This is a genomic window from Chryseobacterium taeanense (genome assembly GCF_900099685.1).
GTDB classification, from domain to species: domain Bacteria; phylum Bacteroidota; class Bacteroidia; order Flavobacteriales; family Weeksellaceae; genus Chryseobacterium; species Chryseobacterium taeanense.
Genome location: NZ_FNDW01000005.1, coordinates 76619 through 90980 on the forward strand (window position 1 = coordinate 76619; position 14362 = coordinate 90980).

9 protein-coding genes are annotated in these 14362 nt (G+C 36.9%); 2 read left to right on the forward strand and 7 right to left on the reverse strand.

The genetic code is table 11. The features are described 5' to 3' along the window. Window positions 1–26: 26 nt before the first annotated feature. The 5 genes from BLR30_RS08955 to BLR30_RS08975 all read right to left on the reverse strand — a co-directional run bounded on the left by BLR30_RS08955 (window position 27) and on the right by BLR30_RS08975 (window position 8963). On the reverse strand, window positions 27–4838 hold the full coding sequence (locus BLR30_RS08955; RefSeq protein ID WP_089857323.1) for a DNA repair ATPase: 4812 nt from the start codon (window positions 4836–4838) through the stop codon (window positions 27–29). 244 nt (window positions 4839–5082) lie between these two features. Next, window positions 5083–7092, reverse strand: a complete 2010-nt coding sequence (locus tag BLR30_RS08960; RefSeq protein ID WP_089857329.1) for a flotillin family protein — start codon at window positions 7090–7092, stop codon at window positions 5083–5085. A gap of 106 nt (window positions 7093–7198) precedes the next feature. Beyond that, entirely contained in the window at window positions 7199–7846 is a 648-nt protein-coding gene (locus tag BLR30_RS08965; protein WP_089857331.1) for a hypothetical protein, read from the reverse strand. A gap of 1 nt (window position 7847) precedes the next feature. Beyond that, a complete protein-coding gene (locus tag BLR30_RS08970; RefSeq protein ID WP_089857333.1) occupies window positions 7848–8549 on the reverse strand; it encodes a PspA/IM30 family protein in 702 nt (233 codons plus the stop codon). A gap of 18 nt (window positions 8550–8567) precedes the next feature. Next, window positions 8568–8963: a YbjN domain-containing protein gene (locus BLR30_RS08975; protein ID WP_089857335.1), complete on the reverse strand. Its 396-nt coding sequence runs from the start codon at window positions 8961–8963 to the stop codon at window positions 8568–8570. Window positions 8964–9077: 114 nt separating this feature from the next. Here BLR30_RS08975 and BLR30_RS08980 point away from each other — a divergent pair, with 114 nt between their 5' ends. Beyond that, complete coding sequence (locus BLR30_RS08980) at window positions 9078–9698, forward strand: helix-turn-helix domain-containing protein (RefSeq protein ID WP_089857337.1); 621 nt, start codon at window positions 9078–9080, stop codon at window positions 9696–9698. 50 nt (window positions 9699–9748) lie between these two features. Here the strand turns inward: BLR30_RS08980 and BLR30_RS08985 are convergent, their stop codons facing one another. Continuing rightward, on the reverse strand, window positions 9749–11038 hold the full coding sequence (locus BLR30_RS08985; RefSeq protein WP_089857339.1) for a DUF389 domain-containing protein: 1290 nt from the start codon (window positions 11036–11038) through the stop codon (window positions 9749–9751). 10 nt (window positions 11039–11048) lie between these two features. Further along, the gene (gene nhaA / locus BLR30_RS08990; protein WP_089857341.1) at window positions 11049–12374 is read right to left on the reverse strand and encodes a Na+/H+ antiporter NhaA; all 1326 of its coding nucleotides are present in this window, start codon (window positions 12372–12374) and stop codon (window positions 11049–11051) included. Window positions 12375–12577: 203 nt separating this feature from the next. On the opposite strand from nhaA, the gene BLR30_RS08995 reads away from it, so the two are divergent. Continuing rightward, on the forward strand, window positions 12578–14314 hold the full coding sequence (locus tag BLR30_RS08995) for an APC family permease (protein ID WP_089857343.1): 1737 nt from the start codon (window positions 12578–12580) through the stop codon (window positions 14312–14314). The last annotated feature ends 48 nt before the right edge of the window (window positions 14315–14362 follow it).

Sequence of the window (14362 nt, forward strand, 5' to 3'; positions counted from 1 at the left end):
AGTCAATTATTAATACAAAATCATCGTTAGCTGTTTTTGAGCACATCTTTTATTCCGTCGAGTCCCTCGCTGAACTGTGCCAGAAGCGCAATCACCTGTGTCATTCGGTCATTTTCGCCCAAGCCTTTTAATGTCTTGTTTTTTACGAATGTTTTTTTAATTTCTTCCCAACGCAGTTTTTCGTCTTCAGAAATCAAATCCATTAAGTCTTTTAATTTAAGCATATTCGATTCTGCTCCGTTTGTGAGTGTTTGAGATTCGTTCTGATAATGATTCAGCACCATCTGGGTTACTTCCTCATTTTTAAGAATCGGCTGAATCTGGCTAATCAGCTTATTCATATTCCGGTAAGAGCCCTGCAATTTGAAAGCGGGTTCGTTTCTGTATTCATCTGACATGGCTGCAGAAGCGATGTATTGTCTGTTGACTTTTAAAACAACATCTCTTACTTTTAATGTATTTTCAAGCACTTTTCTGAAATCTGAAATTTCGTTTGAACTGAAGTTTCCGGCCAGCTCCACATTGGGTGAGTCTGATAGAATGCTGTCGTACAGATTGTAAAGATTATCCATTCCAAATTGAGTCAACCGGGTAAGATAATCGTTGGACATTAAAGCATTTTCAATTAAACTTAAATCAAATAACTCTGTTTTACTGCCCGAAATTTCACCCAAATTATACGTATCGGAACGGTTTGCCAGCATATCAGGAATTCTGAATTTCTCACCGCTTTCCGTGTAAGGATTTCCGGCCATCACCAGACAGAAACGTTTTGATCTTAAGTCGTAAGTTTTGCTTTCTCCATTATAAATTCCTTCAATTTTTCTTTGCCCGTCAGCCAGGGAAATGAATTTTTGCAAAAACTCAGGGTTACAATGCTGGATGTCATCAAGGTATAACATTACGTTGTCACCCATCTCAAAGGCCAGGTTAAGTTTTTCGAGTTCCTGTTTTGCTCCTGCATTTTTTGCTTCATTCGGATCGGTGGAAACAATATCATGGCCGATTGATGGCCCGTTGATTTTCATGAAAACCAATCCCATTCGGTCTGCCATGTATTCCATTAAGGTTGTTTTTCCGTAACCCGGCGGCGAAACTAGCAGCAGCATTCCCATTCTGTCGGTACGTTTGTCGTTTCCGACGGTTCCCAGCTGCTTGGCCAAATTGGCTCCGATTAATGGGAAATACACTTCGCTGATTAATCTGTTTCTTACAAATGAACTCAAAACCTGAGATTTGAAAGTATCTATTTTCAGAGCTTTCTTTTTATCGTGTACCCATTTCGCTTTCAGTTCCTGAAGCTGTCTGTATTTCGGAACCACCACTTCATTGAAGTGGGATAATCGTGAACTAAATTCATAATAATTTAATGTATAATCTGCATCTTTTTCTAATGATTTCAATCCTTTCAGAACTGTTTCATAGGTAATATGATGAATATTTTTAGCATCAAAATTCTGTGTTATGAAAAATACAGTCGTTTCTTTTTTTATTTCATCTTCAAAATTCGATTCGGAGTTCGATAAAAACGCATCCAAAGCACTCTCAGCAATAGAAAAACAAGCTGCAGGATATGCCTTTAAAGTATTGAGCTGGTCGATAAATTCTAAATCTTTTCCTTTTTCTTTTAAATCTTTTAAAAATGATTCATACAACAAGCCTGCTTTTTCCGAAACCAAAAATGCGGACTTATTTTCTCTTTTCAGATAAACTGCAGCGTTCAGCTCATTTATATCCGTAAAAAAATGATTATTCAAAGCAAATGAATGTATTTCCTTCGACAGTTGCTCATTGAGATGCTGAAAACCACTGTCTGTTGCAAATGATTTTGAAATTAAATCTGCTGCTTCAAACTGCTTCTGATAATAGTCTTTTCTTTCTTCATCCAGAAAATGCCAGAACAGTTGTGCTAAAGCTCTTTCTTTCGGAGTAAACTGCATCAGTCCCAATTCATTGTGCATCTGCTGAAGTTTGGAAACAATCGTTAATGCATCTTCATCATGAATTCCCTTTACCAAACCTTCCCCAAAATGTTCTGTCATAAACTGCTGAATACCATTTCTATTTTGTGTTTCGGTATTGATGCTTTTATTATTTGAAAAAATATTCCATGCTAAATATTCAAAACGTTTTACCGTAGCATTCTCCGAAATATATTCCTGATTCCAGACTTCTTTGTAATCTGAAATGGCTTCAAAATGTAAAGGCTCATAAAATGCAGTTCCTGTAAGATGATAATAATACTGTGCATTTTTCATCACCAGCGTCAGGTCTAATTTCTGACGGTTCACTGCAAATTTATAATCGCCCAAAGCAATAATATTGTCGCCGTCTGCATAAATCTCCTTCTTATCTTTCAGCTTTCTTGATGCTTCCTGTTGGGAAGTTTTAAGCAAAGTCTGGATTTCTTCCGCTTTCGCAGAATCTTCCATTTCCATGAGCTGTCTCGAAATATCACGGACTTTCTCCACCATTAAATCGGTCGCAAAATAGCCGTTGATCTCATTTTCGGAATCAAAAGATTCTGCTTTGGTCTGAACGGATTTTAAAATTCGCTGTGCAGAATCGTACAGACTTTGCGTGCGTTTGTTTCTAGTTTCAGTCAGCTGAACTCTTTTATTTTGAAAATGACCGTAAACTTCTTCACGTTTTTCACCAATATTCTGAATAAATTCATCGAAATCAACAAATTTTGTTTCCATTTCTTCCAGCAAAATGGAAAGTTTTGTCAAATATTCATCACATTTTTCCGGTGTCTGAGACAATTCAAGAAAATTAATCACCGATTGGTCAAACAAAGTCATCTGCGCCTGAAAATCGGCAGATAATTCCTTTCCGGAAATTTCTCTTTTTCTTTTTGAAAGTTCTAGCCGTTCCTGATTTAACCTTGCAAAAATCACCGAAATATTTTCGATAATCTGTGTAGACAGTGAAGTGTCTTCAATTTTTAAATTATTGACAATATCCACCAAAAGCTCAAGCTGTTGCGATAAATTATTAATTTCCTCGTCAATAGATTTTGCGTCAATAGCCTTCTGTAAATTGATGATATTTTCAGAAATATGTTGTGCTCTGTTTTGATAAGGAAGCAATGCATTATCCTGAAGCAAAAAATTCACACAGGCATTAGAGAGTTCCTCCGATCTTTCAGCGAGTGATTTTTCTAAAGAATCAAGTGTTGCAATATCTGCATATTTCAGATCTCTTGCTCCGGTAATTTCTCCTCGTAAAGCTCTGATCTGGGAAAGCATATCGATATATTCCGTCAGCTGAGAATAGTTGATTCTTTTAGTGTCTTCTAAAATTTTCTCACAGCTGGCTTTGAGTTTTTCCACCGCTTCGCCTGTATTTTTCTTCTGCTCAACAACCTTTTCATATTCATTGATGGCAGAATGAGCAATATTTCTGATTTCTTTTAAAGGCTGGTCGAGATTTTCAACCTCATCATCATTAAGGAAATAATATGCATCTAAAATGGTCGTGGAAATCTTTACAATATCATCATACAATCCGCTGTAGGAGTCTTTTTTGTTGAGTAGCGTAATCAGCTCATGACTTTCTGCCATTACTCTCACAATATCTTTATTCCCGATTTTGTAAAGCAGCCTGTCAGATTTTTCTGTATCCGGCAGCAACTCTCTGGAATAAGGGGTCTGCCAGATTTGGGCTAAATGATGTTTTGTCGTTTCTACACTTTCTCTTAAATAAATAAGTTTTCCGTCATTTAATAAAGAATATCCACTGCAACGGATCGGTGTTTCAATCGTCTGGGTAATAATGTTGTACGAAATCAGCTGATAATTATTGGTTTTATCATCATAAAATACGTACATGAAATTTTCACCGTTCGGCTCCTGGATTGTTTTCAGATAATGAAGCCTGTTGACATCCTGCGAAATCACTTTTAAACCTCCCGTCTGCAGAGCATAACCGTTTGAGAATAAGACACCTTGATTTTCCGGAAGTAAAACTGCTGAATATTTCAAAGTATCAACTCGGGAAACTGTTTTTTCCTTATGATTATAAATGAAATATCTTTCTGCTTCCTGATAAGGTTTAATCTTAAATAAAACCAGATTGTCAAGATCACAAAAATGAATTTCCGCATCATCCAGATTCTGGTCTTTATGAACGACATCTTCAGAATAAATTCCTTTTCCGGTATTGGTATTGTCTTCAATTTTTATCGTCAGATCTCCACCGATTGATTCCACAAAAACTTTATCAGCCAGAGAAACGTGCGGGAATTTTCCGCTTCGCTGCATATCTCTGGTTGCTTTCGTCCATGAAAAGCCATGTTGAGGAGGGTAAGAAACTTCGGAAGCACTCCTTGAATCAATATAAGTCAACTGATTGTCTTTTATCAGCCATTTGAACGCTTTGATGTCGGTCGTGCTTTCAGATAGCTGGAAAACCATATACAAATAGTTTTCGGTAAAGTGAAAGCGTACAAAAAAAGTATTTCTGTAATATTTGTATAAATTTTTGAACTCTTCAATAAAGATTTCATTACCGATTAAAGAAGAATCCTGAGGTTCAAAACGATTGTTATTGATTGTGTAGATTGAAAAAACATCTGTGATGTTGATTTCTGTCTGCAAACCCAGATGTGCATTGGAACCGAAGATCAAAGTGTTTTTCAGCGAAAAAATATCTTTGGCCACGCAGTTGTGATCCGTAGAAATTCTTTCGTTGGCGATGAGTGAAAAATCTACGCCGCCGAAAATCTCTTTACGGTTTTCGTTCAGTTTCTGAAGCTTTTGAATGAGACTGTTTTTCTGCTCATTCAGACGGCTTTGTATGATTTCGTATGTCCCTGAATGTAATTGTTCTGACATCGTTTTTTTATTTTATGTTATTCTTTGATGATCTGTTGTAACGCAGAATCTGCAAAGTTTTTTTGAAAATTTTTGCTTGAAGCTTTATTATTCATCAAAGGTTTAAAAAATGCCTTTTTATTTTGAAAGGATTAAAATCCATTTCTATTGAATTGCTTATTCAATAAAATTCCATTAGAAAAACTCTCAAAGGATTAATAGAATCAGGCAATGAGAGTTTATCATATATAGAATGGTTATTGTTTTATTGTACCGGTTTGTGATCTATTCCCAGGTTTTTCGCCATATCCAATGCTCTGTCGAGAATCCCTTTTTCCTGCTGGTTGGCAACACTGTTCAGTTTAAAAATAAGACCTGCAATGCTCATGTTTTTGATATCTTCTGAAGAAATGTTGTATTTATTAACCATTGACATTACTTTTTCGATGATATTTTCGCCGTCACCTAATAGGTTTTCTTTAACCAGAGTTGCATTTTCACTGTGGTTGATAAATTTATCAAGACCTTTACCCGCAGAAACCTGACGTACTACATTGTCGAAGAACGTGTTATCTCCACCCACGATATCAATTTTTGCAGATTTGAAGGCTTCAGCCAAAACGCCGGCCTGTGCTTGTGCAATATCTTTCTGAATGGCGATCTGTGCAAGTTCTACTTCTTTTTCTTTTGCTAGCGTTAATCTGAACTCTTCGTGATCTTTTCCGGCATCGTTCAGCTTCTTCATGGCTTCAGCTTTTTCGGTAATTCCTGCTGCTTCTGCCAACGCTTTTTCTTTGATGACTTCTGCCTGGGCAATTCCTTCTTTCTTAATAGCATCTGCTTTTTTCTCAATCACCACGGCTTCTACAATTCCTTGTCTTTCAGCTGCATCTGCTTTTGCGTGAAGAACCTGAGCTTCGGATAAACCTACTGTTGCTTCTTCTTTTGCTTTAGCATCAGCAATGATTTTACGGGCCTCTGCTTCTTTTTCAGCGGCATCTCTTTTAGCCTGAGCTTCAATCACATATTTCTGAGCGTCTTTTTCAGCGGCTAAACGTCGTGCTTCTGCTGCTCTGGTTTCCTCAATGAGTTTCTTTTCAGCTTCCTGTGTAGCTACGGTGATTTCTACCTGCTTGTTTCTATCAGCTGTTTTGAAGGCCTCAAGGTCTTTAATTCCCTGCTGTTCTTCAACTACAGTTTTTTCCATGGTTAAACGCTCACGGATGGCATCCTGGATATTTTTCTTTTCAAGCTCAATAGCTTTTTCTTTTTCAATCTGAGCCAAAGAAACAATTCTTTCTCTTTCGGTGGCTTCCAGCATTTTGTCTTTCTGTACTCTTTCGGTTTCAACCAAATCGGCACGTTCTTTATTCTTAGCGGCAATCACTACCTGTCTCAGCTTATTTTCTTCTGCGATCTGAAGTTTTTCTTCGGTTGCGATGCGAACAGTTTCATATTTTAATCTTTCCTCTTCGTTCACTTTCAATATTTCAGCATTTTCACGGGCTTTAATATTGGCAACTTCTCTTTTCTGAGATTCTTCTTTTTCGGCCAGTTGCTTTTCCAGTTCTAAAATCGCTTCACGGGCTTCAACGTTCTGTTTCGTGATGGTTTTCTCTTCATCTCTGCGAACCTGATTAGCCTTAATATTTTGTGTAGCTGTTAATTCGGTGATTTTTTTGATCCCTTCTGAATCCAGAATATTGTCTTTGTCTAAACTGTCGATGGAAGTCTGCTCCAGATAGTCAATCGCACAGTCGTCGAGAACGTAGCCGTTAAGATCTGTTCCGATGATATCAAGAATTTCCTGGCGGAATTCACTTCTCGCTTCATACAGTTCGATGAATTCAAATTTTTTACCTACTGTTTTTAATGCTTCCGAAAATTTAGCTTCAAATAATTCTCTTAGAGTATGGATGTCTGAAGCTCTCTGGCAACCGATGGTCTGACCGACATTAACAATGTCATCAACCGATTTATTAACCCTGATAAAGAAAGCTACCTGAATGTCTGCTCTCATATTGTCTTTACAGATCAGGCCGGCTTTTCCTTCTCTGGCGATTTCCAGTTTTTTGACCGAAATGTCCATAGATTCCATTCGGTGTATAATGGGAATTACGATTCCTGCATTGAAGAATACCTTTGTTCCTCCGTATCCGGTTCTGAGAATAACGATTCCCTGTACTGTTTTTTTGTACATAGACAGAATCCAGAATATCAATCCAACTGAAGCTACTACAGCAACAATTAGCCCTGCAATTAGTGGTAAATTCATAGTTTTAAAGTTTAATTATTTGAAAATGTGTTTTTTTATTATAAATGTGCTTATTACAGCATGTAAATAATGGTTAAATTATAATGTAAATGAAGATTGTCATTTTTTAAAAACGAATTTCAGTCGCTACATAATAGTATTTTCTGTTTACGTCTTCATCTACGATAAATACTGTTTCCCCGTATTCTATTTTTTCGCCGTCTTTGCTTTTTACCATCAGAGTCATCGGATCGCTGCCGATAAAAACTTCAAGAATTCCGATTTTGTTTCCGTGGATGGTGGATTTCAATCTTCCTGTACGGCCCAAAAAATCATGTGCCTTTTCTCCTTTATGGTTAATTTCCCTGAAAAAAGGATTTAATGGTTTTAAAATCAGTTTTGTCAATAATATACTTGCCAGAAACACAGGAAAGACCAACAGCGCAGAAGCCCATACCTGAAAGGAAGCAAATGCTTCAATATAAAATGAACCCAACCATGTAAAGAAGAGCGATATCGTCATAAAATACGTAACCGGCACAATATCAAGATCCAGAAATGTTAAAAACTGAATCCATGCAGAAGGATTTTCAGGAACATGTACCTGACCATCCGGTGCATCCATATCCAAATCCAAATCGCCATCAAATCCTACATCAATATCTAAACCTGTTACGATGGTAAAAAGCCAATAGAGAACAGCGAGAATCAGTAGCACACTCAAAACGGTATTAACCGGAGAAAATGCGATATCTAAAAATTGCTGAAAAGTCATATTAGTCTTTTTTAAGTGTTTCTTTTAGTTTTTGTAATGCTTCTTCTGTATTTTTGTCTGAGTTGTTAACAATAGCATCAATCTCATCATCAATGGTTTTCCCTGAAGTTGAAATATCAGAATAAGCTTCTGCCAGAGCTTCTTGTCTGGCTGCCCTTTCTTTTAGTTTTTCAAGCATGCTTACCGTGCTTCCGTTTTCAATAAATGTCATCTTTTTATTGATATCTCTGGTGGCTTCACTTACCTGAACTCTTGCTTTCAGTGTTTTCAGTTCGTTTTCCCATTTAGAGATGTTGGATTTTAAGTTATTGATATTTCCCTGCATTTTTTCGCATTCCATATGAAGTTTTTCATGCTCATTTTCTAATTGTGAAGCATTTTCCAGGGCAGAGCTTTGCTTTTTCAGGGCTTCTTTTGCCAAACGGTCGGCTTCTGCAGCTTCAATCTCTTTATTTTCGGCTTTCTGAACCAAAATAACGGCTTTGTTGTAATAGTCATTTGCAGTCTGTTTTTCGGTCTCTGCTTCGTTTTTCTTTCGTATAGAGATTGCTTTTAGCTGGGCGAGTGCCTCTACGCTTTTGGCTAACTGTTCTTTCATTTCTCTTATGCCTTGTTCGGTCATATTGATGGGGTCTTCAAAGCTTTCGATCACAGAGTGGATCTCGGCTTTTCCTATTTTGAATAATTTTGCAAAAATGTTCATGTTAAATTTTTTTTGTGATTATTTACTCATTTCTATCATCTCGTTGCTGAATTCTCCTACAAGAATTCCTAATGAGTTGATAGATGCAATGACTTCATTCTGTGCCATATTATCTGTAGGAAGGGTGTCACGGAAAATCACTCTCTTGCCTGTGTTGTCTAAAGCGAATGCTCCGTGTACAATATCTCTGTTCTTTCGTAATAATGATCGGTAAATTGCTTCCGACGGGTTTTTAATTTCAAAAAGAAACTGTTCCATAATGACGATGGAGTCTGAAATAATAAGAATCATGTTTTTGATTCCGCTTGACTCTTTTTCAATTATTAAGATTCTCTGAGTTTCATCTTCCAGTGTGATGTTGAACTCATAATCTAACAACCATTCTTTAACCGTTCTAAATATTTGATTTTTCATGATCGTAAGTTTGATTCAAATTTTCTTAGGCAAATATAGATTAAATTTTCAAAATTGCAAATATTTTTAGCATAATTTTATTTTAATTCTTATATTTGCTAAAAAAATAGGCTTATGAGTTTTTTCGGAACCAATATTAAGAAAATAAGGCAGGTCAAAGGATTGAGCCAGAAGGCTTTTGCTGATTTATTTGATTTGAACAGGGGAGTAATAAGCTCTTATGAAGAAGGAAGAGCTGAACCTAAAATTGATACAATTCTTAAGGTTGCCAATTATTTTAACCTTAATCTTGATAAGTTGTTAACTGAAATATTGCAGGTTAATCATCTAGTAAGCGTTTCTGACATCGATCACCTCATGTTTGAGTCGGATAAAGTAAGCGAAAAAGTTGCTGAAGTTCTTCGTTATGGTAATGGTAATCCTGTAAAAGATGAAGTATTGCAAAAAATATTAGCAAATGTTGATTTGATTTATGAATGTAAGAAAGATCCTCATCGAAAATATCATTATAATGAGGGAGATATACTGTTTTTAAGCCTTGAAAAATCTGATGAACACAATCAAAGTGTATTCATTGACGAGGAAGGTTATTTGCAATATATTGCTGATATGCCTATAAAAAATAAAACGCATCAGACACTTTACAAAATTGTAGGTCATCTCTCCATTGGTACAACTAATATGCTTGCGGATATTCTTACTCGTTTGGAAAAGTTGGAAAAAGCTGTTTTTTAGAATTTGTAAATAAGTACATAAACATTTCTTATCAATATAACTCTTGCAAGTTACTTGGTATCAGAATTTATGATCCTGATATTTTTTTCATGAAGTCTTTTTTCCAGCCAGTTGCTTAACTGCTCCTGGTTAATCTCCGTACCGGAATACACCAGTGTAAATTGTAGCCTTGCGCTGTCCGTAAGTGGATATTCTACGATTTTTCCGTACGAAATATTTTTAATGTTTGGATAAAGGATTTCTATTTCTTTTAAAAGTGTGGAATCGGAAACTCTGTAAGTATCAAGCTCCTGTCGCAATTTTGAAATGGCAATATCTTTTTCAGAAATATTGTTGTCGAACTTATTGATCTCACTCATGATCTCCGATTTTATATCAGTATCATTCTGTCGTATATTGAGTTTGGTATCTGCAAGTCCATTATCGGAAAGCATCTTGTTGAATGATGCTATTTCATTGTCTGTAAACTTTTTATTGAGAAATGCCAGATCGATCGTTTTCGGACTCGAATTGTAATTGATTTTTTTATAAATTACGGTATAGCCATTATTTTCAAACTCCTTTTGAACAAACTGTTCAGCTGTTTTAGTAAATTTTTTCTCATTAAAAAGATTATAAGCTAAATAGAAGCTCGGGACGATCATGACGATAATCAGGACAGAAATTCCGTATCTTATTCTTTTTTCGTATTTGCTGTCAATGATGGAAGAAGGATACTGAAGAAACTTCACGACAAAAAACGTGGCAATACAGATAAAGAAGCAGTTGATGGTGTACAGATAAAATGCTCCGAAGAAATAGGAAAAATTAAAAGTGGCAAGTCCAAATCCTGCCGTACAAAGCGGCGGCATCAATGCTGTTGCAATTGCTACACCGGGGATCGGGTTTCCTTTTTCGACCCTTGTGATGGCAATTACACCGACCAATCCTCCAAAAAAAGCAATCAATACATCATAAATATTGGGAGATGTTCTTGAGAGCAGCTCAGACTGTACATCTTTAAAGGGGCTGACGTAAAAATAAATCGATGAAACCGTAAGACTTACAAATGTGGCAATCAGAAGGTTTTTGAAGGATTTCTTCAATAAAGAAAAGTTATAGGTTCCCAGTGCAAAACCAGCACCGACTATCGGCCCCATCAATGGTGAAATAAGCATCGCACCGATGATAACAGCGGTGGAATTTACATTAAGACCTATAGAAGCGATAATAATCGCACAGGCCAGGATCCAAAGGTTGGAACCCCGGAAGGATATATTGGAAATTACATTTTCGAGTACCTTGTCTTTCTTTTCTTCGCCATTATGAAGATTAATAAAATTAAAAACATTTCTGATCATCGTCGTGGCTTTATTTAGAAGTTTTGTTTAATATTATATACCCTATAATGCCTCCAATGAGGGATGCTGCAAAAATGCCGATCTTTGCCTGTGTCTGAAATTCTTCATGGCTAAATGCGAGCGAGGTGATGAACAGAGACATGGTAAAACCTATTGAAGCCAAAAAGCCGAGACCAAAAAGATTCCTGATATTCATGCCTTCCGGAACTTTAGCGATTTTAAGTTTAATAAATAACACACTGAATCCTACTACTCCTATTACTTTACCCAAAAGCAGCCCCATTGCTGTTCCTATGGCAATATTATTGACAAAAAGTTTGTCGATATCAATGTTCAGGGATACGCCTGCATTGGCGATTGCGAAGATAGGGATAATCAGAAAAGAAACTGCCGGATGCATTGCATGTTCCAGCCTTTGCAAAGGAGGCGTAGCAGCCAGTGTGGCTTCGTTCATTTTTTCCAGAACATGAAGCTGCTCGTTCGTGAGCGTTGGTGTATTTTCTTGAGGATCAATATTTTTAAACCTTTCCAGGTAAGCTTTTATTTTGTCGATAAACACATTTTCCCTGATGTTTACGTCAGCAGGTATGGTAAAAGCAGCCAGCACTGCAGCGATAGTAGCATGAACTCCGGATACCAGAAAACAGGTCCAAACCCCTCCGATGCCAAGTAATGCATAAAAAATAATAGACCGTACACCAAGACGGTTTCCGAGGTACATCAAAAGGAGAATGAAAAGACCAACTAATAAAAAGGTCATGTTGATTTCTGAGGTATAAAAAAATGCGATAACCAGAACGGCTCCAAGGTCATCGACAATGGCCAGTGCCGTAAGAAAGACTTTAAGCGCCAGCGGAATTTTATTTCCCAAAAGATACAAAACACCCAAAGCAAAGGCGATATCAGTAGCCATAGGAATTCCCCAACCTTTTTGCGGTTCTCCTGCAGGATTGAAGATGATGTAAATAATAGCAGGCACTACCATTCCTCCGATAGCGGCAAAGATGGGTAAGAGTGCCTTGCGGACGTTGGAAAGTTCTCCGCCGATAATTTCCCTTTTTAATTCAAGACCGACAACAAAGAAAAACACAGACATGAGTCCGTCATTGATCCAATGATGGATGTTATATTCAAAATACGTTTCATTGTTCCAGCGGAAACCGAAAGACTGCTCTAAGATTTCATGATAAACATGTGATAATGGAGTGTTTGCTAATATTAACGCAAGTATAACGCTGATACCCAGTAGCAGACCGCCAGATTTTTCCTGCTGAATAAACCTTTGCATGGGTTGTACGATCTTGTCAATGGGTTTCTTATTGTAAGTATTGTTCATAGTTTATCATGTAATGGTCGGTAAATTTACGAATTTCAGCTATGATTTTCTGCGGTTCAGTACGAATATTGTATTACAATGATGTTGATACTAAAATTATGTTGCTTAAGCTAAAAATTTAAATAAATATTTTGAAACAAAAAATAAGAGAGCAAACAAATTAATTTTTAATATTACAAAACTAAAACAATAATATAAATATAATGTCTACAAAAAAACTTGGCGAATGGTATGCCACTGCAATATGCGGAAATGATATCACTTCTTCCTGTTTGTATGTATCTGCCCTGGCAATCGTAGCTGCAGGCCAATACGCCTGGGTTGCTCTTTTACTCGTAGCAGCAGTATTGTATCTGTTTAGAAAAATCTATGGAGAAGTCGTGGGAGCGCTTCCTTTGAATGGCGGTGCCTATAATGTTCTGCTAAATACAACATCGAAAAGTAATGCTTCGGTAGCAGCTTGCCTCACCATTTTGTCATATATGGCAACAGCGGTTATTTCATCGAGTGAAGCGATGCATTATCTTCACCACATTCTTCCATATTTCAATGTTAATGTAGCTACTTTCGTTTTATTACTCATTTTTTTGGGTTTAACTGTGATGGGGATCTCTGAAAGTGCAATCGTTGCTTTGATTATTTTTATCTTTCATCTGTCGACAATGGCCTTGCTTATTGGCTCCTGTATTTACTTTGTGGTTCATAACGGATTTACGGTTTTAATGGATAACTTTCATCTGCCTGTAAGAAACGGGAGTATTATGATGGCCATATTTTTTGGTTTCTCGGCGGCGATGTTAGGTATTTCCGGTTTTGAGAGTTCTTCAAATTTTGTTGAAGAGCAGAAAAGAGGAGTATTTGCCAAGACGTTGAGGAATATGTGGATAGCGGTTTCTATTCTTAATCCGCTCATTGCTTTTCTTGCGATTTGCATTATTCCGGTAGCAGAGGTAGAGTCTCATCAGAATTCTTTTTTAAGCTATGTCGGAACCTTAACGGGAGGTAAATGGCTGGCCACTATTATTTCAATCAATGCTGTATCGGTGCTGAGTGGTGCTGTTCTTACTTCTTTTGTAGGTGTGAATGGCCTGATTAAAAGAATGACATTAGACAGGATTCTTCCGAATTACTTTTTGAAAGAAAACAAAAGAGGAAGTACATACAGGATTCTAATTCTGTTCTTTCTTTTATGCTGTTCTGTATTATTGGTTACCAAAGGGCAGCTGGCTCCGCTGGCGGCAGTTTATGCCTTATCTTTTCTTACGGTGATGGCTTCTTTCGCATTGGGAAATATCCTGTTAAAGCTGAGACGTTCCCGTCTGCCAAGACCTGAATATGCCAGACCCGGTGCTGTTGTGATAGCCCTTATTGCCATCATCATTGCCCTTTATGGAAATATTAAAACAAAACCTCAATATCTTGTAACCTTTCTTCAGTATTTTCTTCCTTCGGTCATTATTATCCTGGCTATGCTGATGCGTAAAGATATTATGCATTTTGCAGTTAATATACTGGAATCGGTATCAAGAGGATATAAGAAATATACCGTTACCAGACAGCGCTTTCTCAACCGGAAGCTTAAAAAACTTTATGAGCAGAATTTTGTATTCTTTTCTAAAGGTGACGATATCGCTACGCTGAATAAAGTGATGATGTATCTTCATGAAAACGAGGTGACTAATAAAATAAAAATTGTTACTGTTTTAGATAAAGAGCAGCATCCTGATCCGAAGTTTCTTTCAGATTTTGATACCCTTGACCGTGCTTATCCGGATGTGGATATGGAGTATATCACATTAGTAGGGCAGTTTACTCCCGCGCTTGTAGATGAACTTAGCCGTAAATGGAATATCCCTAAGAACTTTATGTTTATCAGCAGCCCCGGAGAGCGTTTCAGTTACAGGGTTGATGAATTGGGCGGAGTGCGTCTGGTATTGTAAAGGTATAAGAAATAACAGATTAAAATATAAAATAATCGGCTTATCAAT

Excerpts from the sequence above, each read along its gene's own strand:
- BLR30_RS08955 (WP_089857323.1), bottom strand. The coding sequence starts at position 4,838 with ATGTCAGAACAATTACATTCAGGGACATACGAAATCATACAAAGCCGT.
- BLR30_RS08960 (WP_089857329.1), bottom strand. The coding sequence starts at position 7,092 with ATGAATTTACCACTAATTGCAGGGCTAATTGTTGCTGTAGTAGCTTCA.
- BLR30_RS08965 (WP_089857331.1), bottom strand. The coding sequence starts at position 7,846 with ATGACTTTTCAGCAATTTTTAGATATCGCATTTTCTCCGGTTAATACC.
- BLR30_RS08970 (WP_089857333.1), bottom strand. The coding sequence starts at position 8,549 with ATGAACATTTTTGCAAAATTATTCAAAATAGGAAAAGCCGAGATCCAC.
- BLR30_RS08975 (WP_089857335.1), bottom strand. The coding sequence starts at position 8,963 with ATGAAAAATCAAATATTTAGAACGGTTAAAGAATGGTTGTTAGATTAT.
- BLR30_RS08980 (WP_089857337.1), top strand. The coding sequence starts at position 9,078 with ATGAGTTTTTTCGGAACCAATATTAAGAAAATAAGGCAGGTCAAAGGA.
- BLR30_RS08985 (WP_089857339.1), bottom strand. The coding sequence starts at position 11,038 with ATGATCAGAAATGTTTTTAATTTTATTAATCTTCATAATGGCGAAGAA.
- nhaA (WP_089857341.1), bottom strand. The coding sequence starts at position 12,374 with ATGAACAATACTTACAATAAGAAACCCATTGACAAGATCGTACAACCC.
- BLR30_RS08995 (WP_089857343.1), top strand. The coding sequence starts at position 12,578 with ATGTCTACAAAAAAACTTGGCGAATGGTATGCCACTGCAATATGCGGA.